The organism is Planococcus sp. CP5-4_YE, assembly GCF_019042655.1.
Taxonomy (GTDB): domain Bacteria; phylum Bacillota; class Bacilli; order Bacillales_A; family Planococcaceae; genus Planococcus.
In genome coordinates, this window is record NZ_JAHPZO010000002.1 from 137,478 (window position 1) to 160,964 (window position 23,487).

At 48.3% G+C, this 23,487-nt stretch carries 19 protein-coding genes and 1 pseudogene; 3 read left to right on the forward strand and 17 right to left on the reverse strand.

Annotated elements, in window-relative coordinates; genetic code table 11:
• The first annotated feature begins 82 nt into the window (after window positions 1–82).
• Entirely contained in the window at window positions 83–625 is a 543-nt protein-coding gene (locus tag KTG14_RS17795) for a recombinase family protein (protein WP_068460191.1), read from the forward strand.
• 25 nt (window positions 626–650) lie between these two features.
• On the opposite strand, the gene KTG14_RS03095 is transcribed toward KTG14_RS17795, so the two are convergent.
• The 9 genes from KTG14_RS03095 to KTG14_RS03135 all read right to left on the reverse strand — a co-directional run bounded on the left by KTG14_RS03095 (window position 651) and on the right by KTG14_RS03135 (window position 10,843).
• Window positions 651–1,916 carry an MFS transporter gene (locus KTG14_RS03095; protein WP_216969376.1) on the reverse strand — a complete coding sequence of 422 codons (1,266 nt, stop codon included), beginning with the start codon at window positions 1,914–1,916 and terminating at the stop codon, window positions 651–653.
• A 57-nt stretch (window positions 1,917–1,973) separates the two neighbouring features.
• Entirely contained in the window at window positions 1,974–2,393 is a 420-nt protein-coding gene (locus tag KTG14_RS03100) for a universal stress protein (protein WP_069577324.1), read from the reverse strand.
• Window positions 2,394–2,628: 235 nt separating this feature from the next.
• Window positions 2,629–4,206 (reverse strand): BCCT family transporter, encoded by a 1,578-nt coding sequence (locus tag KTG14_RS03105; RefSeq protein ID WP_216969378.1) that lies wholly within the window; start codon window positions 4,204–4,206, stop codon window positions 2,629–2,631.
• A gap of 187 nt (window positions 4,207–4,393) precedes the next feature.
• Entirely contained in the window at window positions 4,394–5,389 is a 996-nt protein-coding gene (locus KTG14_RS03110) for a GNAT family N-acetyltransferase (protein ID WP_216969380.1), read from the reverse strand.
• Between the two features lie 6 nt (window positions 5,390–5,395).
• On the reverse strand, window positions 5,396–6,058 hold the full coding sequence (locus KTG14_RS03115) for a Dph6-related ATP pyrophosphatase (protein ID WP_216969383.1): 663 nt from the start codon (window positions 6,056–6,058) through the stop codon (window positions 5,396–5,398).
• Window positions 6,059–6,445: 387 nt separating this feature from the next.
• Window positions 6,446–7,828: a class II fumarate hydratase gene (gene fumC / locus KTG14_RS03120; protein WP_216969385.1), complete on the reverse strand. Its 1,383-nt coding sequence runs from the start codon at window positions 7,826–7,828 to the stop codon at window positions 6,446–6,448.
• Window positions 7,829–7,906: 78 nt separating this feature from the next.
• A complete protein-coding gene (locus KTG14_RS03125; RefSeq protein WP_216969386.1) occupies window positions 7,907–9,406 on the reverse strand; it encodes a UDP-N-acetylmuramoyl-L-alanyl-D-glutamate--2,6-diaminopimelate ligase in 1,500 nt (499 codons plus the stop codon).
• Window positions 9,407–9,511: 105 nt separating this feature from the next.
• Entirely contained in the window at window positions 9,512–10,186 is a 675-nt protein-coding gene (locus tag KTG14_RS03130) for a hypothetical protein (protein ID WP_216969691.1), read from the reverse strand.
• 138 nt (window positions 10,187–10,324) lie between these two features.
• On the reverse strand, window positions 10,325–10,843 hold the full coding sequence (locus KTG14_RS03135; RefSeq protein ID WP_216969388.1) for a P-loop NTPase family protein: 519 nt from the start codon (window positions 10,841–10,843) through the stop codon (window positions 10,325–10,327).
• Window positions 10,844–11,057: 214 nt separating this feature from the next.
• Here KTG14_RS03135 and KTG14_RS03140 point away from each other — a divergent pair, with 214 nt between their 5' ends.
• A complete protein-coding gene (locus tag KTG14_RS03140) occupies window positions 11,058–11,258 on the forward strand; it encodes a cold-shock protein (RefSeq protein ID WP_058381906.1) in 201 nt (66 codons plus the stop codon).
• Between the two features lie 1,356 nt (window positions 11,259–12,614).
• Here KTG14_RS03140 and KTG14_RS03145 read toward each other — a convergent pair.
• The 6 genes and pseudogenes from KTG14_RS03145 to KTG14_RS03170 form a co-directional block, all read right to left on the reverse strand.
• Window positions 12,615–14,264 (reverse strand): serine hydrolase, encoded by a 1,650-nt coding sequence (locus tag KTG14_RS03145; RefSeq protein ID WP_216969390.1) that lies wholly within the window; start codon window positions 14,262–14,264, stop codon window positions 12,615–12,617.
• Window positions 14,265–14,383: 119 nt separating this feature from the next.
• Window positions 14,384–14,836 (reverse strand): annotated as a pseudogene (locus tag KTG14_RS03150) (GNAT family N-acetyltransferase).
• Window positions 14,836–15,288, reverse strand: a complete 453-nt coding sequence (locus KTG14_RS03155) for a hypothetical protein (RefSeq protein WP_211653090.1) — start codon at window positions 15,286–15,288, stop codon at window positions 14,836–14,838. The pseudogene KTG14_RS03150 and the gene KTG14_RS03155 overlap by 1 nt, the downstream one beginning before the upstream one ends.
• Window positions 15,289–15,631: 343 nt before the next feature.
• Window positions 15,632–18,253 carry an MMPL family transporter gene (locus KTG14_RS03160; RefSeq protein WP_216969392.1) on the reverse strand — a complete coding sequence of 874 codons (2,622 nt, stop codon included), beginning with the start codon at window positions 18,251–18,253 and terminating at the stop codon, window positions 15,632–15,634.
• A 3-nt stretch (window positions 18,254–18,256) separates the two neighbouring features.
• Window positions 18,257–18,700 (reverse strand): MarR family winged helix-turn-helix transcriptional regulator, encoded by a 444-nt coding sequence (locus KTG14_RS03165; protein ID WP_216969394.1) that lies wholly within the window; start codon window positions 18,698–18,700, stop codon window positions 18,257–18,259.
• 510 nt (window positions 18,701–19,210) lie between these two features.
• On the reverse strand, window positions 19,211–20,290 hold the full coding sequence (locus KTG14_RS03170; RefSeq protein WP_216969396.1) for an AI-2E family transporter: 1,080 nt from the start codon (window positions 20,288–20,290) through the stop codon (window positions 19,211–19,213).
• A gap of 148 nt (window positions 20,291–20,438) precedes the next feature.
• Between KTG14_RS03170 and KTG14_RS03175 the strand changes: the two genes are divergently transcribed.
• A complete protein-coding gene (locus KTG14_RS03175) occupies window positions 20,439–21,269 on the forward strand; it encodes an undecaprenyl-diphosphate phosphatase (protein ID WP_216969398.1) in 831 nt (276 codons plus the stop codon).
• 45 nt (window positions 21,270–21,314) lie between these two features.
• Here the strand turns inward: KTG14_RS03175 and KTG14_RS03180 are convergent, their stop codons facing one another.
• Both KTG14_RS03180 and KTG14_RS03185 read right to left on the reverse strand, forming a co-directional pair.
• Window positions 21,315–22,442, reverse strand: coding sequence for a CAP domain-containing protein (locus tag KTG14_RS03180; RefSeq protein WP_216969400.1), 1,128 nt, complete (start codon window positions 22,440–22,442; stop codon window positions 21,315–21,317).
• Window positions 22,443–22,591: 149 nt separating this feature from the next.
• On the reverse strand, window positions 22,592–23,437 hold the full coding sequence (locus tag KTG14_RS03185) for a DUF368 domain-containing protein (RefSeq protein WP_216969402.1): 846 nt from the start codon (window positions 23,435–23,437) through the stop codon (window positions 22,592–22,594).
• Between the last annotated feature and the right edge of the window lie 50 nt (window positions 23,438–23,487).

Here is a 23,487-nt window from a genome sequence, read left to right on the forward strand (position 1 = left end):
TTAATGGAACCTTTTTGGGCCGTTTTTATTAAAAATTAATATGTTATAATGTATTCACTTTGTACAGCGAGGGGTTTTTTAGGTGCGAATCGGTTATGCAAGAGCCATTGAAGAAGATTTAGACTGCCACAAGCAGCAGGCCCTTTTTGAAGAGTTCGGCTGTGAGGCGATCCATATAGAATCACATAGTTCCCCCAAACAGCGGATAGCGCTCGACACAATGATGGCAGCCGTGAAACCCGGTGACCACATTGTTGTCATGAAACTTCATGTGTTAGCGGATTCGACAAGGCATTTAGTCGATTTGGTGGAAGTGCTGGAAGACAAGGCTGCCTTTCTTTATGCCGTTGAAGAACAGATCGACACTACGAAAGGAACTTCGTTTTCTTTTTTGGAGATCACAAAAGCGATTGCCGACTTCCAAAGCGACTCCATCAGCGCCAAAACCAAAGCCGGCTTAACGGAAGCCAAACAAAAAGGCATGCACGCCGGGCGTCCGCGCAAACCCGATGCCAATGTCAAAAAAGCAATCGAGATGTATAAAAACAAATCACATAGCTTAGCGGAAATCAAAGAACAGACCGGCATTAGCAAGTCTACTTTGTATCGTTATTTGGAGAATTGAAAAAGAGCGCCAGTGCGCTCTTTTTTTATTGTTCTGTTTTCAGTTCTTCTTTTACAGGTGGTTTGGCTAGGATGGATGCGACGATTGCCATGGCCGGGATAATGAGGAGAAAGCTCAAGGCTTCGTCGTAGCCGCCGAGAAAATCGTAAAACAAGCCAAACGGCAAGGGGCCTAGAGCCGAACCGATGACCATAACTGCCATGGCGATGCCACTGATGCTGCCGATATACTGCCGACCGTAGTAATTGGGCCAGACAATGCTTAAGGTAACCCGCTCAATTCCTGACACGACTCCCCATACAACGCCAAACAGGATCGCTAACGACAGAACGGTCGCTTGCTGGAGCAGCAAGATGAACAGGATCTCCCCAGCAAATAACGCGACCAGCATCCAGCGCACTTCGATTTTATCTAGCAAATAGCCGGCCAAGAACGTGATAGGAAACCCAACGACAGCCATCAAGCTGAGCACGGTCGCTGCCGCTTCGGGTGTCAGCGATTGCTGCGAGAAAATCGACACCAAATGGAACGTGATGCCTGTGTTCACTAGGGCTGGTGTTGCGACACAAAACAACAGCAACCAGAAAGCGCGTGTTTTTTGCGCTTCTTTCACGGTCCAACTGATATCGGCTGACAAGCTTTTTTCTGCCGTTTCCCCTTCAGGAATCACTTCCCCGTCCGGACGCAAACCGATATCTTCCGGCTTGTTGCGGATTAGCAAAAACGCGAGTGGCGTGAAAATGACCACTACAAACGCACCAAGCAACATCCACGCCATGCGCCAACCAACCGTTTCAATCAACCACACATTGAGCAGCGGAAAAACCGCAGAGCCGACCATCGCTCCAAGTGCAGCCAAGCTGAGTGCACGCCCTCTTTTGACGATAAACCATTGAGGGACCAATGACTTTGGCGTTAGTGACATGGAGCCTTGTCCGAGCAAACGGATGAAAAAGAAACCAACAAACAGCATGAAGGTGTTGGCGATCAAGCCATTAAACAAACAAGCAAGCCCCAGCAAGCCAGAAATGATCACCGCCATCTTGCGCGCTCCCTGACTATCGAACAGCCTGCCGACCATGAAGATCAAAAAACCAGCGAGCAAGGTGGCCGCAGAATAAATGCCCGACACCGTTGAGCGGCTCCATCCGAACTCTTCGATATAATAATCAATGAAAATGGCATTGGAAAATGTTTGGCCAGGTCCCGAAAAGAAATACGACAACGCCGAAATCGCGACGATGACCCAGCCATAATAAAACGGCGTATGTATTGGCGCAGTATGTTTCACTTAGTTCTCCTCCCTGCCTGCTACAGCAAAAAGGGCTCCACCCGGGAGCCCTTTTTCTTATTTGACGATCAATACCGGACAGTTCGCGCGCTTGACCACTTTGTGGCTAACGCTGCCAAGCACCATTTCCTGCAGAGAATTCAAGCCCCGGCTGCCAATTACGAGCATGTCGAACGCTTCTTCGTTAGCGAATTCGACAATCGCCGGGCCCGGCGTCCCGTGTAGGATTTCGACACGGTATTTAATTTTCTCCGATGCGATCGCTTCTTCGACCGGCTGCAATTTCTTGCGGCGCTGGAAATCGAGCTCCGCGGAACTGCCGCTGTGAAGCACTTCGTTTTTTGCGTTGTCGTGATCTGCTACAAAAACGATGGTGACCTGTGAATCATCAGATCCTTTTGCAATTTTCACGGCTTCTTTAGCTGCGCGGACTGAATGGTCAGAACCGTCCACAGCAAGTAGAATTTTCTTGTACATTTTTCAACACTCCCTTTAATGAGTCGGTCATTTACACTTTTAACATTCGTCAATTAGCCGATCGGTTTCTTACTTTCAGCATTCGAACCGATGACGTTATCTTTATCTTCCACGCTACAACCAAATTTGTCCAGAATTTCCTTGTCAGAAGAGGCGATTGATTGTTTTCTACACATAAAAGCGCCCGGCTTTCGTTCGACACGATCGAAGCCGGGCGCCCAGATAAGCTGAACACTTATTCGCTTTTCGTTTTCTGCTTCGACCGTTTCAAAGGTGTTTCTTTGTCCCGCACATTCGTAAGCCAAGCCCGGTCTTGGTCCATCATTTTTTTCGCTGAATAAATCATCAGGAAGGTGATAAAAATGATTGGCAAGCCCATCAAGCCGGAAACAACTTCTAATGGTGCCAAGCCGCCGATTCTCATGAGCACCAGCGAAATGACGGTGATGATGCCAGCCACTAGGATACGCAAAATTTTCGGCGGTTCGTTTTTACTCATATCGAGCGTACTCGTATAAGCCGCAATCGTGTAAGTCGTCGAATCGAGCGTCGTCGTTAGGAAGATGAGCGCGACGATAATGAAGACGACGATTGCGAGCCCGCCAAACGGCAAGGTTGAAAGAATTTCAGGAATGACAGCCATCCGGTTTTCCTTCACCATATCCAAAATCGGCAATTCTCCCGTTAAGTAACGGTGAACACCAAGCCCGCCGAGAACGCCTGTCGCGATCCAAGACAACAGCGTCGGCGCCAATAGATAGGTCATGATCATCTCGCGGATGGTGCGCCCTCTTGAAATACGGGCCGCAAACACCGAATGCAGCATCGCCCATGTAGCGCTATAAGCAAACCAGAACACCGTATTGCTTTGCACATGCGACGCTGCACCTTGATAGACCGAGTCAGTATTGAGTGAAAAACTCAAGTAATTGGTGAACAGCGAAGCAACGCTGTCCGAGAAGTAATTCAAGATAAAGACACCCGGCCCAGCCAATAGAATAAACACTGTAAAGGCGCCAGCTAAATAGATATTGAACGTACTGAGACGTTTAATGCCTTTTTCCACCCCGAGATAGGCGCTGACAGAGAACAGGGCTACCCATACGATAGTGACAATGAGGGTCAACACAAACGTTACGTCAATATTCAATAAAGCAGAAATATTATAGGTGATGATAGGCGCACCCAAACCAAGCGTTACGGCAGCACCTGTCATGATGCTGAGCAAGAACAGGATATCAAGCAGGCGACCTGCCCAACCATCCGTCAACTTATCGCCGAAAACCGGTCGAGCCGCTTCAGACATGCGCATCATCGGCTTTTTCTTGACGTGCAGCGTATAAGCCATCGCCGGGGCGATCATAACGAAAATCGCGAATACTTGAAAGCCCCATAAGAACATGCTGTAGGCGTTGCCCATCAGGATCGATTCCGGCGAACCTGCGTCCATGCCGGCCGGCGGGTTGTTCGCAACCGATGTCCATTGCAGCATACCGGTGCGCATAATTGTCGAACCGAGTCCCATGGCGATTAAAATAGAAGCATACTCAAATAAAGTCAAGCGCGGTTTTTCTGCCGGGTCGCCGAGCACGATATCGCCGTATTTGGAATACGAAAAATACAACGCAGCCCCAACTAATATAATGCCGTACCAGAGATAGCCCCAGCTGAATACGTCAACAATTGTCGTAAAAATCCCATTCAGCAATTCCAGTGAACGGCTTTCATAAAGCGCGAGCGGAACGCTGATTGCGATGATAATGATCAAAGCCGGAAGAAAAATCCGGTAATCGATCAAGCCTTTCTTTTCCATCGAATCCCCCTCAATTATTTAATCCCTTTCTTGCCTTCCCCACAGTTTTGCACTGTAATCATAAAAAAGAAAAAAACTACAAAGAAATGTAGTTTTTCAGAAAAGGCCTGGGAAATATCATTATTTCCAACACGCCTACGAGTATAACGAAGTCAGTTTCCACGAGCAAGTAAAGCGATGCTCGCTCTTAGTCCTGTCCGTGCGCCCATGAAATGCGCGGATCGATTTGACGCGACATCCTGACCATGACCGGTTGGAAACCCATCCGCGGCCAAAAATAGGATGCCATTTGGTTCGGCGTATGCCAATCGGCAAAGATATAATCATAGCCCTCTTTCTTCAATTCACTGCAGCAATGGTTGGCCAATGCCCGGCCGATGCCACGGCCGCGCATATCAGGGTTGGTCGAAGCAGCCAGCAGTTCCACACAATTTTCTGGAGTCACCAAACTGAAAGAGTCTTTCTTACGGAAATACACATGGAAGCCGGCAGCTTGGTCGCCTTGGGTAACGAGCCATAGATAGGCCTCTTCGTCTTCGGTCAGTGCGACATAGCTTTTCTGGACATTTTCCATCGCCTCTCTTGTAATCGGATGCCAAGAAGGGGCGGCTGCCTGATGGATGCTATTCCATACTGCCATTTTTTTCAAGAGCAGGGCATCCGCTTTTGTGCCACGGCGAAATTCAAGATCCGGCAACGTCCCGTTTTTGGGTTCGTAATCATCTAGCGACAGGATGGCGTATTTTTGCTCGAAGGCGAATCCTTGATCAATCCATTGCTCGAATACCATTTCGTCTCCGAGTGACGCCATCAGCACATGATGGAAATAGCCATGCTTGATCCACTCTGTTCCGGCATCTGCATACAATAAGCGCAACAGGCGCGGATGTTCATGCTCACTGATAGCCATCGATTCATAATCCATCCATACGTAACGGCCGCGATGCGCTTCTTCTTTAAACTCATAAATCAGGTATCCGATGACGTCGATGCCGCGCACAGCAACCACGCCACTGACATAAGGACGCTCAAGCTGCTTGCGGATAACCACTTCCGCCTCGTCAATTTCCTCGAATTTATCCGGCAGGTACGGGAAAATCTTCCGCTCCCTCGCCTGGCGTTTTGACAGCAATGCCGACATTTGGCGGATATGCTTTTCTTCAACACTGATGATCTGGATCATATTCCATCACTCCCCTGTTTGAAGTTTCATCTCAAGCATCGCGTACTGGCCGTTATGCACAATGGTTCCAAGCTCCACTGGCAATGGCTCGACAAAAATCGGGCCATCCACCAATGTCGTATGGAATTCCCCTTCTTCTCCGCAGGCATCAATGCCGAGTGCTTCCAATTCTTCGATCAGTTCCCGGGTGAAGACGCGTCCGAGAAACTCCTCTCCGACACGCGCGGTATCAACTACCGTAATAACAGCTTTGAACTCTTCTGCGATCAGTTCTTCCAAAAGCGATTGGCGGGCTTCTTGCCATAATGGATGCAAGACGTCAAGTTCTGCTTTTTCACTGACTTTTTCAATCCAATCGAGATGGTCCTGCAGATCAATATCACCGTAGACACCCATTTCGATGCCTTGCTCTTTGAAATTCTGTAAATGATGGATAAACTCCTCTTCGTACCCTGACCAGTCTGCTTGTCCAATCACCAAAGGCAAGCCCATTCGTTCCGCTTGCGCTTCCAGGATTTTCTTTCTTAGCCCATGGGATCTTGAGCGTTCTCCGTCTTCTTCGAACATCGTAAACAATGCGATCGGCACATGCCCTTGCTGTACTGCCCGGTAATATGCCAAAGCGGAATCTTTGCCGCCGCTCCATGATGTAATAAATGGTTTTTGCATGCTGCACCTCTTCTGTAATTTTTGTAGTGTTTTACTATTAATAGTCTTGATGAAAGAGTAGAAGGCGGCGAAGGGCAAAGATGTGCTCCCACATCGCTCCGCTCTTGCGTCGCAAACGAATCGTGTCAAACACGATTCGCTTCCTGCGGGAGCAGTGACGGAGCACAGCGAAGGAGCAACATGAGTCTTGAGACCCCACAGGGAGCATAGCGACCGAGCGACATCAGTCTTGCCCTGGCAGCACGACTTCCTGTCGCGCCAGCTGCATGACCCACGAAAGCGTCCGCCTGGAGCGATTTCATCACTCTCGTTCCCTCTACTTCTATTTACTGGCGTGAAACTCCTTGTTCCACAAAAAAACAGCCGGGAAATCCCCGGCTGTTTGCATTATTTTCCTACCATATTCTCCGGGCGCACCCATTCGTCGAATTGCTCCGACGTTAAATGGCCGCTCTTGACTGCTGATTCTTTTAATGTAGTGCCTTCGTTATGTGCTTGCTTGGCAATGGCTGCCGCTTTTTCGTAGCCGATATGCGGGTTCAGGGATGTCACGAGCATCAAGGAATTCTTCACGTGGTTTTCGATGACGTCCAAGTTCGCTTCAATGCCGATCGCACAATTATCGTTAAAGGAAATGAGTGAATCTGTCAGCAAGCGAACCGATTGCAAGAAGTTATAGGCAATGACCGGTTTGAAGACATTGAGTTCAAAATTCCCTTGGCTTGCCGCAAAGCCGATCGCCGCGTCATTACCCATGACTTGTGCCGATACCATCGTCAAGGCTTCACTTTGCGTCGGGTTGACTTTCCCTGGCATGATCGAGCTGCCTGGCTCATTCGCCGGAATCGTAATCTCGCCGATGCCGCTGCGCGGGCCGCTTGCCAGCCAGCGTACGTCGTTGGCGATCTTCATCGCATCCGCCGCAAGTGCTTTCACTGCTCCGTGCACGTAGACCATTTCGTCATGGCTAGTCAATGCATGGAATTTATTTTCTGCTGAAGTAAATTCCATGCCGACCGCTTGTGCGATAAATTCCGCTACATAGCCACCGAATTTCGGGTCTGCGTTGATGCCTGTCCCGACTGCTGTTCCGCCGATTGCCAGTTCACGCATATGCTCTACGCTTTCTTTGATCATGCGTTCGCTTTTCACCAACATGTGACGCCAGCCGCTGATTTCCTGGCCTAATGTGAGCGGTGTAGCATCCTGTAAATGCGTACGGCCAATTTTGATGACTTCGTCGAATTTCTTCGCTTTTTCATCCAGTGTCGTTTTCAACTTCTGGACCGCTGGGATCAATTGCTCCGTAACTGCTAGAACGCCAGCAACGTGCATCGCCGTTGGGTATGTATCGTTCGAGCTTTGGGACATATTGACATCATCGTTCGGATGAAGTTGTTCATCTGATCCTTGTTCCGCCAAAATTTCATTTCCACGGCGCGCCAATACTTCGTTCATGTTCATATTGGACTGCGTGCCGCTTCCTGTTTGCCAGACGACGAGCGGGAAATGATCGTTCCATTTACCGGCGATGACTTCGTTGGCAGCGGTTTCGATTGCGCGCATTTTCGCGTCGGACATTTTGCCAAGCTTGTGGTTCGCCTTGGCTGTCGCTTTTTTCAATTGAGCAAATGCCATGACCACTTCATGGGGCATACGTTCTGTTCCGATGGCAAAGTTCTGGACACTGCGCTGTGTTTGCGCGCCCCACATTTTGTCAGCTTCAACTTGAATTTCACCGATCGTGTCTTTTTCTGTACGATACTGCATTCCATTCACTCCAATTCTTATTCTTTATGGCTTCTCTTCTATTAAACACATTCCGCGCGGAAAAAGCGACCTTCTCCGCTAAAATTCCCCGGCCTCGCTTGAGAAAAATGCTTCGATAATCGCTTCGTCTGAATGGGGAATATATTCCCCTTTAATGATCTGTGCGCCGTTGATACAGCCGCTCGAAAGCAAGATGATGTCGTTTGGTCCGCTCTCTTCTAAGGCTTTTTCTACAGCCTGTTTGCGCGTTGGCGCCTTCAGAACTTTTTGCATGTATGGCACACTGAAACCTTTGATCACTTCTTCGACGACATCTTCCGGATCGTTAAACCCTGGATGATCGACCGTTACGACCAAGACGTCCGCTTTCCCTTCAGATGCTTTCGCCATTTTCGGCATCTTTGCAAAATCCCGAATGCCAATTCCGGCAATCAAGGCAATGAGGCGGGCATGGGGCAATTTACGGGCTTCGGTCAATACCGCATCGATTGCGACCGGAGTATGGGCATAGTCCAAGATGATGGTCCGCTCTTCAGGCCCTCTGATAACTTGAAAACGCCCTTCGACTTGAGGCATATCAGGCAAGACGGCAATGATCTGGTCAATGGAATATCCTGCATGCAATGCCGTTCCGATCGCCGCCGTCAAATTCGCGGCATTGTAATCACCAAATAATGGAGCTTCGACTATTCGGCTGTCGCCGTTATAGTTCAACTCAAAACGCATCCCTTGTGCGGAAGCGCTGTAATTCTCCCATATAAGATCGGCACCGCTGGATGGGTCCTGGCTATAGCTCAAGATTGGATAATCCGCTACCGCTAAAATGCCGTCGCTCAACCCCGGGTCATCGAGATTGACGACTGCCGCTTTCGCGCGCTCGAACAATTTCAGCTTGGACTCCCGATAATGTTCAAACGTCTTATGGTATTCGAGATGCTCCTCGGATAAATTGGTGTGAATCGCTACATCGAAAATGATTCCTTCCACCCGTTGCTGATCCAACGCAGTCGATGACACTTCCATGGCGACCGCCTCTGTTTTCGCTTCCACCAGCATGGAAAAAATCTGATGGATGTCCGAGGCAATTGGCGTAGTCGGCGTACTTTTCTTAAACGGAACTTTGCCTTCAGCCGTTTCTACGCCCGTTGTACCGACGAATCCACAAGGTGTCCCGAGCAAATTAAATAAATTACGGACATAAGTAGCTGTCGTGGTCTTGCCGTTCGTGCCCGTCACGCCGATTTTAAACAAATCATGCTGTGGCGAGCTGAAAAAGAAATCTGCAGTGTGCGCGAGTGCATTGCGCACATCCGCCACCAGCACAAAGCTGACAGCCGGATGGCGCTTCGCTTGTTGGGACAGAATTTCCTCATTGGAGCCGATAATTGCCTGTGCACCATTTTCGATGGCAGGCTCTATGTATAAATGTCCGTCCGTGTTCTCACCGATGACGCAAAAAAATGCAGAACCATTGCGTGCAGCCGAAGAGTTATAGACAATCGCCTGGATGTCCGTTGACTCTGGCCCGAATGATTTTACTATGCGTACGCCGGGTATTTGTGCAAATTGCAACTTCATATCGTAACTCCTCTTGAAGATAAATTTATGTGAATTTCTGATAATTTTACAGGAAAGCGCATTAGTGTTCCACAATTCGAGACGCTTTTTTAAAAAAATTATCGATCAACTAAGAGGTTTGGCAAACTGCAGCGCATGAAAGCCCTTGACCATCTGGAAGCCAATTCCAACATATCCTTCATTTAGTAATTCCTTCTGTTTTTGCAGGTCGTCAATCGGGGCTGTAATTTGATTGCCATAATCTGCATTGGGCTGCTCGAGATCCTTTACCAAGATATAACGTTCCAGACCGTCGTACTTCTTTTTTAATGCAGCGATATGCATATGCTGCATGAATTTATCTTTCAAGCTCGGGATGTTCATCGGTGCCACTGTACAGGCCACATAGCGGAACTTCTTATCCAACTTTTTCAATTCCTTCATGACCACTTCGGCTAATTTCTGCTGAAGGCGGTTTCCCCGGTAATCGGGGGCGACAGCCGAAATTTCCTGGTAAATCATGTCGCCAAGCTCTTCCTCTGAAAGCCCGATATCCCGCCCAAGATGCTCCTCGTCAACTTCCGGAACGAGTAGTGCCCGAAAAGCCACTAGCTCTCCTTCTACAAAAGCCCCAACAATCAGCCCGTTATGCTGCAAAATAAACAGAAATTCTTCAGTCGACAACGGCTGCAACGTATTTTTCTCTGGCAGCGAGTCGATAACCGTTTGCTGAACCCGTTCGATTTCAGCCAAATCCTCCAGGTACAGGCGCTTCATATACATTGGCACCTGTTTGTGCATGCGCACATTGGTCAGTGTACCTTCATATAGGCGGTCTTTCAAAGCCCATTCCCCCTCGTTTCTTTCGTACTATCAGAATACCATGTTCCCTATCCATCGTCTTCAAGTTTTTTCAATTGACTGTAAAATTGAAACTATTTACCGACTTGTCCCAAAAAAAGCCTCAATTTCTTTTTGTGTACGGAGGATATAAACCTGTTTTTCAGGATACTTCCTAATAAATTCTTCTATTAAATGGTGTTGCGATTTTTGCCGCTCGTGATAGGTCGTCATAATGAACTTCAGGAATTCATAATCCAGCTTTTCAGGGCATCCTGGTGCCATATCCGGCCTTGCCTGTCTGCGGTACTGGAGGCGCCTTTTCAATACACGCCATAAACAGCGCCAAAGCGGCAGCTGCAATTGGATAAGTGTATCGCAAGCCGCCAAGCGGATAGCTGCCGTGCTATTATAGTTGCCTTCGATGATCCAACTAGGTTCGTTTGCCAGCTCCTGTTGCTTGTGCCGAAATTCTCTTTCCTCTGCTTCGACCCACCCCGGCTCCCAAAAATATGCATCCAAATGATGCACAGGCAGTTCGGCCACTTCCCCTAAACGTCTTCCAAATGTTGATTTACCTGCTCCTGCCGACACACCGATCACCATGACTCTTCGCATTGCTCCCCCTCCAATCCCTCTTCATTCAACTATAACGAATGGCAGGAAAAAGAACCAACCGAACTTAACCCTTGCATTCCAAAGAGCACCATGCTATTCTAAGGAAGAATTATTTTTGTTCGATGGCTTTTCATTAAGTATCAGATTTAATCTGAAGGATTTGAGCAAGGATAGTAATACAATGTATGCAATAGCATACGAGGAGGAAACACACATGGAACAAGGTAAAGTAAAATGGTTTAACTCAGAAAAAGGATTCGGCTTCATCGAGCGCGAAGGCGGAGACGACGTATTCGTACACTTCTCAGCTATCCAAAGCGAAGGATTCAAAACTCTTGACGAAGGTCAAGAAGTTACTTTTGACATCGAGCAAGGCCAACGCGGTCTTCAAGCTACTAACGTATCAAAAGCTTAATTAACCCTTAAACTTTCAATGGACTCTTCTTCGGAAGAGTCCATTTTTTATTGTCTAAAAATACATGCATACAATTGAGCGCGTTCTTTAAGTGGAGGTAGCGAGTATTTGTTTGCGGAAATATTCCGGCGTATTGATATAAGCGTCGCTTTAGTATTCGCCGCCCTGCTTTGGGTTGGCCTCTTGCAATAAGCCAGGAAAAGCACCTGTCTTATTGCGTCGGCTCACCCCTTTACGCTTGGCGGCTGAGAGATTTCTTTGATTCGGGTGCGTTTAATCAGAACTGCTTCTATAATAAGTTGCCGGCTAGCGGGGGAATCGCTTCCTGAATAGAACAGAAGTGAAGATAACTAGGGTTTGTTTGCGGAAATGTTCCGGCATATTGATATAAGCGTCGCTTTAGTATTCGCCGCCCTGCTTTGGGTTGGCCTCTTACAATAAGCCAGGAAAAGCACCTGTCTTATTGCGTCGGCTCACCCTTGGCGCTGGGCAGCTGAGAGATTTCATTGGATTATGCTAGTTTATATAGCTTTCTTTTTGTATTCAGTTGCCGGCTAGCGGGGGAATCGCTTCCTGAGATAAGGCATCTAATCATGAAGTTTTTGAGCAAAGAATTATTGTTGGTAGATTAGAAGAGACATGAGCTATCCAGACTGGAGCTCTTTCACACTTTATATTGTATGGTTGAAGAAATTATCCACTACTCTAAAATTAGAGACGGAGTGGAAGGGGCCGACTCCGGGAGGATCAGCGAGACAATTGAGACCCTGCAAGCGAATATACGAAAAGCATTGAGCATATTCGTTTGCGAAGCTCGAACATCGTGAGAGTTGAGCAGGCGGGGGGTTGCGAAGCGACGAAGCGGCTCAATGCGAGCCCTCCGGAAAGCGTGTCCCTGCAACGCAGTCGAATAGTACAAACTTTCTCCACTCACTTCCGTCCCGTATTTCACAAAGAAAAAAGCTGCCCAATGGCAGCTTTTTTTCAGAGTGTTGAATAAGTATAGAATCCACTAAAAACCACGAGAAGTAGATGCTTTTTTACAACCTAAAAACTAGTGGACTGTATAAGTATTTGGAGAAGCGTTCGCTCGACTCCTGTGGGACTAGCGGGTTTGAGAGACCCCGCAGGTCGCGATAGCGGCTGAGGAGGCTCGATTCCCGCCCCACGGAAAGCGAGCGATAAGCTTTGGAAAATACGACTTCTTACCTTTCTCGACAGCCTGGAAAAAAGCTGCACAATGGCAGCTTTTTTTAATTCATGATGAAATACAATTGGAAGACCAGGAAAATGATCGCGACCAACAGGAGCGTTCCGACCACTACGCTCATGGCCAGTTTTTTTCCGTCCATCGACTCACCCTCTCAGTTTTTTCTCGCGTTCAATGGCTTTCACTATATCATACGCGCCTTCCCCGGCATTTGACAATACAGAAACAACGGATTTTTGCTGGGGATAATAGCACGAGTGAAAATTCACACCCGGGTCGTACCCCATGACATGATACATAACCACTTTTCCTTCTCGCTGATCGATCCATACACCATAGCCGTAAGCCTTTTCGCCTTCTTGCACTTGAACCGTCAGCAGGTGGTTTTTCATCTCTTCAGACAATAAAGTTCTATCCATTAGCCGGTTCCAGAACTTCGCCATATCGCCTACTGTGACGAATGCGCCTCCATCCGCACCACCGCGAACAGGAATCGCGTATTGATTCGTGCGCCATGAATCGCCTTCCTCGATATATCCATAAGCCGTATTTTTCGGCAAGCGGTCCAAACGGAAATAACCCGAGTCCGACATCTCCGCTTTCGCCAATACTTCTCGCTCGATGTAATCGGCGAACTCTTCGCCAGTTACGTGCTCGATAATCAGCCCAAGTGCAATATAGCCCGCGTTGTTATAGCGGAATCGCGCACCAGGTTCTTCGACAGGCGGCAAATCACGGAACATTGGCACAAAATCAGCCGGCGTCTGCATCCGGTACATGGGAATTTCTCGCCATAATTGTTCAAAATCATCCATCGTTTCTTCATCGAAATAATCAGGAAGACCCGACGTATGGCACAATAACTGGTGAACCGTAGCATTGAAATGCGGAAAAGTCTTTGGCAATAGCTCTGACAATTTGGCCGAAAGCTCGAGCTTGCCTTGCTCCACCAATTGCAATACGGCCACTGCTGTAAAGATCTTGCTGCCGGACGCGATGCCGAAGCGGCTATCGACGGCAATCGGCCGTTCGTCCACACGATTGGCGAAGCCTTTGGCAAGCGACCAATTTTCTTTGCCGGCTATATGGGCAGTTCCGGAAAATGCGGCGGATTCCATCAAGTCAGAAATTGGATTATCTGCTTGCTTTTCTAACATATGCCCTTCTCCATCGATCTCGATCATTCGCCCGTCTGCAAGCTCGATTGCCAGCGGATGGGTTTCGCTTTTCAGCTTGGAGAAAAACCATGTGCGTTTCGGCGGTACTAGCACCAGAAAATGGGGGTCTTTGCCGAGAAAATTCAGCGTTTTTGGGTCGATGCCTTTATTTCCGCGCACCGGAATCTCCATCCGTTCCAGTGCTTCGCCCACTTCCTTGACATATGGTGAAACAATGCCGACTTCACTGATATCAAGCAGCGAATCGATCGTGAAGTCATCCATAATATCAACGTGACGGCGCCCGATAAACTCAACAATATTTCCTGCAGGGTCCTGGAAATAAAAGGCATCGGAATTGAAATTCGAATAATAGATTTCATCCATGCCCTCTTGGCGGTTCAGTTCGATGCGTGCACGTGCCCAGAATTTGGCCAAACTGAACTGATTGCCTGGAATATTGATCGCATAATGGTAAAAAGACGCTCGATCCGACTGACGAAATTCCAAAACGGACGCGCCGATCGAAAGCGCAAAACTTGTGTCGTCTTCTGCGACAATCCGGAAGCCTAGCTGGTATTCATAGAAGCCTTTCATTTCATTCAAACGGTTTGTGTACAATATCACTTTCTTGAACATGTCCTCACCTCTTCTCTCAGCATACCGAAAATGGTCAGAATTTTCCTCTTTTTCGCGCGTACAGAGCTGTCTTATTGATAATAAAAGAAAAAAGCGAATGCATCTGCTGCATTCGCTTGTTACCACCGATAATCAAGCCGGACCATATCCCGGCACTGCAAGCCATTTTCGAAAATCGGCTCTTCGTAATGACGGGTGAAAAAATCCCGGTCAATCGATTTCATGCGGAAGCCGCATTTCTGGTAGAGCGCCAATTGCGCCAAACTCGAATTTCCCGTGCCGATCTCAACAGTAGAGAAACCGAGTTTTTTCGCTTCTTCGAGCGCTGAAAACACTAAGAGCTTGCCAAACCCTTTGCCGCGCTCACGCTCAGCAAGTGCAATGTTTTTAATTTCAGCGGTTTCAGAATCCAGCGCAACCAAAACGAACACGTCCGTGACGGTTTACTGCCATTCGGCGATAAAGCAGTGGCCGCCAGCACAATAGCTGCGGACCAATTGCTCAGACGGATCTGCTTCCAGCAACAGGCCGATCGGCAATTCCTCGTGCACTCGCAGTTTCCGGATTTTCATTATTTCCGCTCGCTGAATCCTTGGTCGAGCAGATAATCTTCAGCATCATCAAATGTGCCAAAGCTTTCTTCGAGGTTTTTGCCTGTGTAGATATTCCAGAAAGGCTCTTCGTAGACAAGGTCGAGTTTTTCACCTTCTCTATTGGTCCACCGCTTGTCATAAGGCGGCTCCGGTTCTTGGCCCAAATAATCAATCGAGTCGGCAATGATGCTGCGCAACTGGCTCGCTGAAAAATCGCGGATATTGACCAAGCCGCGGCTGTCCGCTTCGTAATGCGGCAAATCGCCGACGAAGACGAAGCCGTTGCCGTTCGGGTGCAGATGGTAGACCACATTTTTCTTATCGTAGAGGCTTTCTTCAAATTGGAAGTTGACTCGTTTCATCGACACTTCTTTTCGTGTCAGTTCCGGAAACGCTTCGATCACTTCTAGTTTTTGTTCAAATGTCAGCACTGGACATCCCCATTTCTTCTTTGGATTTCTGACTTTATTATAACACGCATAGGGTGTGCTTCGCCGTTTGCGAAATAATAGAAAAAGGGCTGCCCATAAGAAATGAGTGATGTCCATTTCGACGGACGCTTTCCGCGGGCACGGCTTCAGCCGCTTCCCTCGCTGCGCTCAGTCCAGGGTCTTCAGCTCGCGCTATTCCCGCAGGAGTCGCCTTCTCCATTCCCATCCCATGTTCTGAATTGAAGAGAGTGGACGAACACGAACATACAAATAAAATATCCGAAGAAAAAGGACTTCTTTTTCTCCGGACATTTCAAGGTAATTATAAGGCAGCCCTTAAAACTTATTTTTTCTTTTTCAACCCAAATGGCCACCAAGCGCCGCCCGCAAATGAAACGGTGATCGCCGGCACGAGCAGCGGCAAGACGATTAAGCCGTATAGCAGCAAGCCCGTGATAACGATGGCTGCAATTTGCATCAGGCTGAGCACACCGGATGGCAGCATCGCGCCGAAGGTTCCGGCGAGCAAAATGGCGGCTGTGATGATGACCGTCCCCATTTTCGCCATCGACCGGTGCATCGCTTTCGAGAAGTCTGCAGCCGTCAAGGCTTCTTCCCGGTAGCGGTCGAGCAGGAAGATCGAGTAATCAATGCCGAGCGAGACGAGCATGACAAAGCCGAAGAATGGAACGGCCCAAGTGATGCCATCATAGCCGAGCCATCCGACGAAGATCAGCTCGGTGATCGCAATCGAACTATAGTACGTCAATAATAGAGAGCCGATCATAAACAGCGGCATGATGAAGGAACGCAGAAGGACTGCCAAAACCACGAACAAACTGATGAGCATAATGCTGACCGTTCGCGTAAAGTCGCTCTCTGAGATGTCCTTCAAGTCGCTATTGATGCTTGGAACCCCGCCATATGCGATGTCCACTTCTTCAAGGGGCGTGCCGTTAATGCTTCTCTCGGCCGCTTCTTTCAAATTCGTGACGATGTCGATCGCTTCCGGCGAATATGGATCTTCTTCGAGCACCACTTCCATCAGCATGCCTTCCCCTTCGGCAAATGCATACTGATCAAGCAGCGGTTCGAATTCTTCTTGTTCCAAGGTGCCTTCAGGAAGATAGATCCCTGTGCCGCGCACCGCTTCGCTGTCTCTGATTCCTGTCAGCGTGTCGGCGATTTCAGTCAAGCCTTCACTTATTTCCACAAGGCCGTCGGATGAAGCGCCGACGCCTTGTGCAAGCTCCCCGATGCCGCCAGCCAATTCATCATACTGGCCAGCGCCGCCGTTCAAGCCTTGTTCGATCTCTGAAAGCCCGGCATTCACTTGCGCGAGCGCACCGACTGTCTGTTCAATATTGCCGGTCTGCTGGAGGCCGCCTGAAATCTGTTCAAGCTGGCCGTTCACTTGCGCCAAGCCTGCAGCTGCCTCGCGAAGGCCAGCGCCTCCCGCCTGTCCGCTGATCGTTTCCAGGTTGGTTTCGATTTCCCCGAGGCCGGACTGGACTTCGCCAATTCCGGCATTCGCCTCTTCAAGTCCTTCTGCGATAAGGCCCAACTGATGATCGACGAAAAATTCATCGATGACCGAACCGGTAGGGCGCGTAATGGCGCGAACCATGTCGACACCTTCGACTTTTTCCATGTCCTGCGCCAAGGCATCCAGATACGGAATTGTTTCTTCTGCCGTCAGGTTTTCTTCGCCTTTGATGACGACTTGCACCGGCATCGTATTGCCTGCGCCGAATGCCGATTCAATGGCATCGAGGCCTTTCACCGATTCATAATCCGAACTGATTTCGTCTACTGTATTAAATGAAAGGTCATTATTATAGGAGAACAACAAAGGAACCGTAATGGCCGCCACCAGCAGCATCGACCAAAGCGGCCGGTTGACGGACAACTTGCCGATCCAGATCCACAATTTGCTGTCTTTATGGGAAGCCGAGCCCTTGCTTGGCCAGAACAGCTTGTCTTTTAGCACCGCCATGAAAAACGGCATGACGGTAAACAGCACGACAAGGAGTACGGCGATGCCGACTGCGACGGCAACGGCCGATTTGAAAATCGGGAATTCCGCAAAACCGATAGCTGCAAATGCGATAAAGCCCGAGAATCCGCTGATGAACAAAGTCTTCCCTGCCGTCCGGTACGTATTCAGAATCGCTTCTTGCACATCTTTTCCTTCTGTCAGCTCTTCTTTATAACGGCTGAGCAACAAGATACAATAATCGGTCCCGAGACCGAACAGAATCGCCACCAGGAAAATCTGCGTGTAATTCGATACCGGGAAGCCGAACCAATCGATGAAAAACGCCACGAGCGATTGGCTGAGCAAATAGCTGAGCCCTACCGCCACAAGCGGGATGATTGGTGTGATAAACGAACGGAACACCGCCAGCAGCAAGCCGAAAATCAAAATCACGGTAATGATTTCTGTTTTCTTCAGGCCTTCCTGCGCGCTGGTGTTGACGTCTTGGTTGATGATCGCCTCACCCGTCAAGTAGACCGTTAAATCTTCCGGTACAATCGTTTCACGGATTTCATCCGCGAGTGCGGCCGCTTCTTCGTCTGTTCCTTCAATTGATACCGGAAGCAAGACTGTCTGGCGATCTTCTGCCACCAATTGCGCTTCGAGTTCTTCATTTTCAAACGGATCCAATACTGTCGTCACCGGATCGCCGAGCGCTTCGATTTCCGCTCTCATATCCGCAATCTGCTGCTCGCTTGTTTCATCGAGTTCCGACTCCAGTTCGATCACCAATGAAATCGTCTGCCCCGATACATCAGCAGATTCCAAAATGGTAGCCGCACGCTGCGAGTCCGCTTGTTCGGACAATTGGAACGAACCTGCTTCTTCCGCTTGTTCCGTTAAGTTTGGCGCCACTAAAAACAATGCCGCCGTCAATACGATGAGCCCGATCATGATCGGCCATTTTAATTTCAGTATCGTTTGCATCCCTTACACTCCATCCGTTTTCATGATTGCGCTCAATTTCCGGAAGATCACCAGGAATTGATCGATTTCCTGGTCGTCGACTTGTTCCGACATCAGTTTTTCCAAATACTCTGCCAATATTTTATCCGATTCTTCGAGCACCGATTTTCCGGCATCGGTCAATTCAAGCAGCTTTTCCCGCCGATCTGCGGTCTGGACAACTTGAATCAATTCTTTTTGCAATAGCTTTTTCGTGCGGTTCGAGACGGCGCTTTTATGTACACCCTGCAGCACCGCAAGCCTTGCCGATGTAATTTGGCCTTCTTTGCCAATCAGTTTCAACGACTGCATCTGCTCAGGGGAAAACTCTTCCCATAACGGATTATCCACCGAACGGATAACCCGTTCCGTTCCGTAAAATAATACTTCCTGAAACAATTCGACCGCTTCTTTAATACGCATATCCATAAATGGTTTACCCCCTCAACTATAAATAGTTTAGGGGGTAAACCATTTATCGTCAAGTAATTGCCCATAACAAAAAGAGGCGGTCCCAAAAGGTCATGTAAAGTGACTTTTAGGGGCAGTCTCTTTTTCGTCTTCTAAAGAAAGGGCTGATGTCCATTTCGACGGACGCTTTCCGCGGGCACGGCCTTAGCCGCTTCCCTCGCTTCGCTCAGTCCAGGGTCTTCGGCTCGCGTCGCTCAGTCACTGCTCCCGCTGGAGTCGCCGTCTCCATTCCCATCGGCCGGGTTTAAAAAGAAAAAAGGATACAAAAAAATCGTCCATTTCTGTAAAATGGGAGTTACCACACCACCATTAGAGAAAGGACGATTTTTATGTGCAATCCGAAGATTACTTCCTCAAATTATAACACTGAACAAGCCACATTTCGACTAAATGAAAAACAGACGGAGAAAAAGAATTTTTTTCTCCGTCTGTTTTATTTTAGGGGCTTATGGGACAGCCCCTTTTCCCTTACACTTCTCTTGTTGCGGTCGAGCGGATTTCCTGACGCCTTGCGTAAATATTTTTGATGATCGTTTTCACGACCGCATAGAACGGAATCGCCAAGATAATCCCCCAAATGCCCGCGATGTTCCCGGCTGCAAGGATCAATGTGATGACTGTCAGCGGGTGGACGTCGAGCGCATTGCCCATAACGTTCGGGGTAATGAAATTACTCTCGATCTGTTGTGCGATCAACATGATGATGGCGACATAAACTGCCATGATCGGGTCTTGCACGAGCGCGATCAATATCGCCGGGATGACGGCGATGTATGGCCCGAGGAATGGGATGACATTTGTCGCCATGCCGATCAATGCCAATAGCAGCGCATAGTCTAGATCGATAATTAAATAGCCGATCAACAGCATAACCCCGACCAAAAAACTGACGAACAGCTGTCCTTGGATATACGAACGCAAGGTGTGGTCAATGTCTTTCAAGGTCTTAATGACCCAAAGCTTGCGTTGTCCGCTGAAGAAACCGGAAATGAACGGCACGAATTTGCGGTGGTCAATCAATAGGTAAATCAGGAAGAATGGCACGAGTACAAGCGTGATGACACCCGAGATGAAACTGGTGATGAACGACACGACCCATCCGCCAATATCCCCAATGCGATCACCGATTTGGCCGCTCATATCATTGATTTGCTCTTCGAGTGAATCCGGCAAGCGGTCGCGCTGGGCAAGCAGATACTGCGCGTAATCCTCTACGTCATTGATAATTCCTGGGGCATTGTCAACAAGTGAGTTGACTTGTTCTGTCACCTTCGGCCCAACCATTGCAAATAATAGATAAAAGACCAGACCAATCAAGAGAACGATAGTTAAAATAGCAGCCCATTTCGGGAATTTGCGATTCTCCAAAAAATATAGCAGCGGACGCGTCAAATAGAACAAGACACCCCCGAGAAGCAGCGGCACAAAAATTGTTCCTGCAATGATGAACAGCGGGTCGAAAATCCCTTGGACTTCGATGAATAAACGAATAATGACCAGTGTCAGGATAATTCCAACGCCTGCTTGAAACCATAATTTATTTGTCACTTATTACACTTCCTTTCTTTCATGTGTATACCCAGTTTATCATGATTATATGGTATTATATGTTTTTATGTAACGTGAACTTTTTCAAGCACTGCACGTCTTATGACTGTAGTTGCAAGAATGAATAGAATTTGGAGGATACATACAGATGGAACAATTATGGCTTACCATTAAATTTTTGCTGCTTGGGCTATTCCAAGGGCTTACGGAACCGATCCCGATCTCTTCAAGCGGCCACTTGCTGATCGCGCAGTATTTTCTCGATGTTGAAATTGAAGGAAGCAATTCGACGTTTGCGTTGCTCGTTAATAGTGCATCTTTAATTGCTGTCTTAATCATTTACCGCGAAGACATCAAACGGCTGGTCATCAACGGCTTGAAATTCTTCAAAGAAAAAACGCCGGAAACGCGGCGCGATTTCATGTTTGTCGTTTACTTGGTCGTTGCGACCATCCCGGCAGGTATTATCGGTGTGTTATTCCAAGACACGATTGATTCCTACTTGTCGACGATCGTCACGGTCGGTGTCACCTTGATTATCACCGGTCTTGCCCTTTGGCTGATCCGCAATATGCGTGGCCAACGAAAAGACGGAAATATGACGATGAAAGACGCCTGGATCATCGGCGGTGCCCAAGCCGTCGCTTTGATTCCCGGCATCAGCCGCAGCGGCGCCACGATTGTCGCCGCTATGGCTCGCGGCATCAACCAAGAGACAGCATTGCGCTTTTCGTTCCTGCTGTTCATTCCGGTCAGTTTTGGCGGAGCTGTGCTGAGCATCACCGACATTGTCAATGACGATAATTTAGCGACAATGGCCGTGCCGTATATCATGGCGTTTGCCGGCTCGCTCGTCGCTTCGTACTTCTCGCTGAAATGGTTCATGAACATCATGGCGAAAGGCCAGCTCAAGTATTTTGCGATCTACTGCTTTATCGTCGGACCGCTCGTCGTGCTCGCTTGGTTCTTGTTAAACTAATAAAAAAATCCCTCTATTGCGCAAATGCAATAGAGGGATTTTTGGTTAGCGATTAAAAAAGTTTGCCGTGAAATACGGCTGCTTGTCTGAGTTGAACGCGACACCGACGCCAAGATAGCCGAAGTCGGGCTTAACGATATTTTCCCGGTGGCCCATCGAGTTCATGAGCCCTTCATGGGCGAATACGGCGCTATACTGCCCGTACGCCAAGTTCTCACCGGCGATAAAGAACGTAATGCCGTCTTCTTTCATGCGGTCAAAAGGCGATTGTCCAGCAGGGTTGGTGTGGCTGAAATAACGCTCTTCAGCCATCTCCTGACTGTGGTCGCGCGCCGTTTCCATCGTTTCGTCGTCCCATTTCAAGAGCGGCAGCTCGCGTTGGATTCTCGCTGAGTTAGTCAGTTCGAACAATAAAAATTCATAGCCTGACTTTAATTCCGGGGAAGGCTCCGCGTATATTTCACCGCGCTGCTCTTCCAAATCCTTATCGATGACCTGGACCGCTGTAACTGTATCCCCTTCGTGAACGTCATAAAAAACCGTTGTATAGGAATCCGCTGTTTCAAACAAATCGTACTCATCGCGCGAATCCAGAATATATTGCACACGCCCTTTTTGCAGGCTCGTCAGCGGTGCCCCGAACAACTCCCGTACTTGTGCTTTGGTCGAATCCATCGAGAAGCCTTCCGTAGAAGAGATGAGATCCTGGTTAGTGAACATGCCGTTGACCTCTCCGTTCTCATCGTAGGACAGCAATACATAATTTTGGTAATCCTGATGATAGCTATGCCAGTCGGTTCCGTATTCATTTTCCATTAAACGCATCGGCAAGCCGACTTTTTGCTGGGCTTGTTCCTTGCTCATGCCAAGCGTAACATTATGAACCGCCACCATGGAATCCGTATCGGAGAGCTCTGGTTTTGCGACCGCCTCAGGCAATGCAGCTGAGCTTTCCGTCACCATTGCCTGCAGTTGATGGCTCATGCGCGTCGTGAAATATTTGGCTTCATCAAGCGCTTTGGAAACATCTGAGTCAGCCGTTAAATTTCCGATCACCTCATCTACCGAATCCAAAAAGCTCAGGTCGACGTATTCTTCGACAGACGCCTCCCATACTGGGCGGGTGAAAAACAATAAGACTATGAGCAACAAGATGCCAAAAAATTTCCGCACACGCATCACCTCTTTCTCTTAATTTTAGTTTAATCGCAAAAGCGGAATCCGGAAAGCAAAAAGCCTTTTTTACTTTTTTTCTTAAATAAATACCAAAAGCGGACAGGAAAAGGAGTGCTTTTCACTGTCCGCTTTGCTATTTTCATTTGTTAAGCTTCCACCTTGTATTCGCTCGTAATATCGGTTTTCTTCGGCGAACTGAACCAAAGCGTGAACACTAAGCCGACCATGAACGTAATCAAGCTAGTCACTAAGGTCATCGGATCAGCCGCAAAGCCGGGGAAGACAACGAACAGCGAGCCAAGGATCAAGCCGATGATGGCCGCATACGTCACGTACGTAAAATGCTCCAGCAAATAGCTGATCGCTTTACTCGAAACGACAAACCCGACCATGACCCCGGCACCGATTGCCAGGACGATCGGCAAATTCAATGTCGACAAGGCGTTGATGGCTGTCGAATAAACACCGATCAACAATAGGATGAACGAACCGCTGATGCCAGGCAACAGCATCGCCATGCTCGCAATCCAGCCAGAGAAAAACAGCAGGAAGAACGTTGGCAAGCTCAATTCCGTAATCGGCGCTACATTTTCATCGGTCTGGATAAATGCCATGGAAGCAAGCGCTGCCCCGATGACCAACAAGATGACCAAATGGCGCGCCGTGAAATTCTTTTTCACCTCCGCTTGCTTCATGATGTAAGGCAAGACTCCAAGGATTAGCCCCATGAAGAAAAATTGCGTTGCTTCGTAATGGTTTTCCAGCAAAAATTCGATAAATCGGCTGAACAACAATAAGGTAATGACAATCCCTATGCCGAGAGGGACAAGAAAGCCTAGTTGTTTTTTCCATTCGCGGCTGAAAAAGCCACTGATCGATTCAAGCAGGCGATCATAAATTCCCAGGATAAAGGCAATCGTTCCGCCGCTGACTCCCGGAATCAAATCACTGATGCCCATTAAAATACCACGGTATATATTTTTCCATTCCATTCGTTCAATCTCCTCATTTCAAAATCACTTTCAACAGTATAGCACGCAGA

Coding starts and splice junctions, on each gene's coding strand:
- KTG14_RS03165 (WP_216969394.1), bottom strand. CDS start 18,700: ATGGATATGCGTATTAAAGAAGCGGTCGAATTGTTTCAGGAAGTATTA.
- KTG14_RS03145 (WP_216969390.1), bottom strand. CDS start 14,264: ATGTTCAAGAAAGTGATATTGTACACAAACCGTTTGAATGAAATGAAA.
- fumC (WP_216969385.1), bottom strand. CDS start 7,828: ATGCAGTATCGTACAGAAAAAGACACGATCGGTGAAATTCAAGTTGAA.
- KTG14_RS03100 (WP_069577324.1), bottom strand. CDS start 2,393: ATGTACAAGAAAATTCTACTTGCTGTGGACGGTTCTGACCATTCAGTC.
- KTG14_RS03185 (WP_216969402.1), bottom strand. CDS start 23,437: ATGGAATGGAAAAATATATACCGTGGTATTTTAATGGGCATCAGTGAT.
- KTG14_RS03110 (WP_216969380.1), bottom strand. CDS start 5,389: ATGATCCAGATCATCAGTGTTGAAGAAAAGCATATCCGCCAAATGTCG.
- KTG14_RS03160 (WP_216969392.1), bottom strand. CDS start 18,253: ATGCAAACGATACTGAAATTAAAATGGCCGATCATGATCGGGCTCATC.
- KTG14_RS03135 (WP_216969388.1), bottom strand. CDS start 10,843: ATGCGAAGAGTCATGGTGATCGGTGTGTCGGCAGGAGCAGGTAAATCA.
- KTG14_RS03105 (WP_216969378.1), bottom strand. CDS start 4,206: ATGGAAAAGAAAGGCTTGATCGATTACCGGATTTTTCTTCCGGCTTTG.
- KTG14_RS03125 (WP_216969386.1), bottom strand. CDS start 9,406: ATGAAGTTGCAATTTGCACAAATACCCGGCGTACGCATAGTAAAATCA.
- KTG14_RS03115 (WP_216969383.1), bottom strand. CDS start 6,058: ATGCAAAAACCATTTATTACATCATGGAGCGGCGGCAAAGATTCCGCT.
- KTG14_RS03175 (WP_216969398.1), top strand. CDS start 20,439: ATGGAACAATTATGGCTTACCATTAAATTTTTGCTGCTTGGGCTATTC.
- KTG14_RS03140 (WP_058381906.1), top strand. CDS start 11,058: ATGGAACAAGGTAAAGTAAAATGGTTTAACTCAGAAAAAGGATTCGGC.
- KTG14_RS03130 (WP_216969691.1), bottom strand. CDS start 10,186: ATGCACAAACAGGTGCCAATGTATATGAAGCGCCTGTACCTGGAGGAT.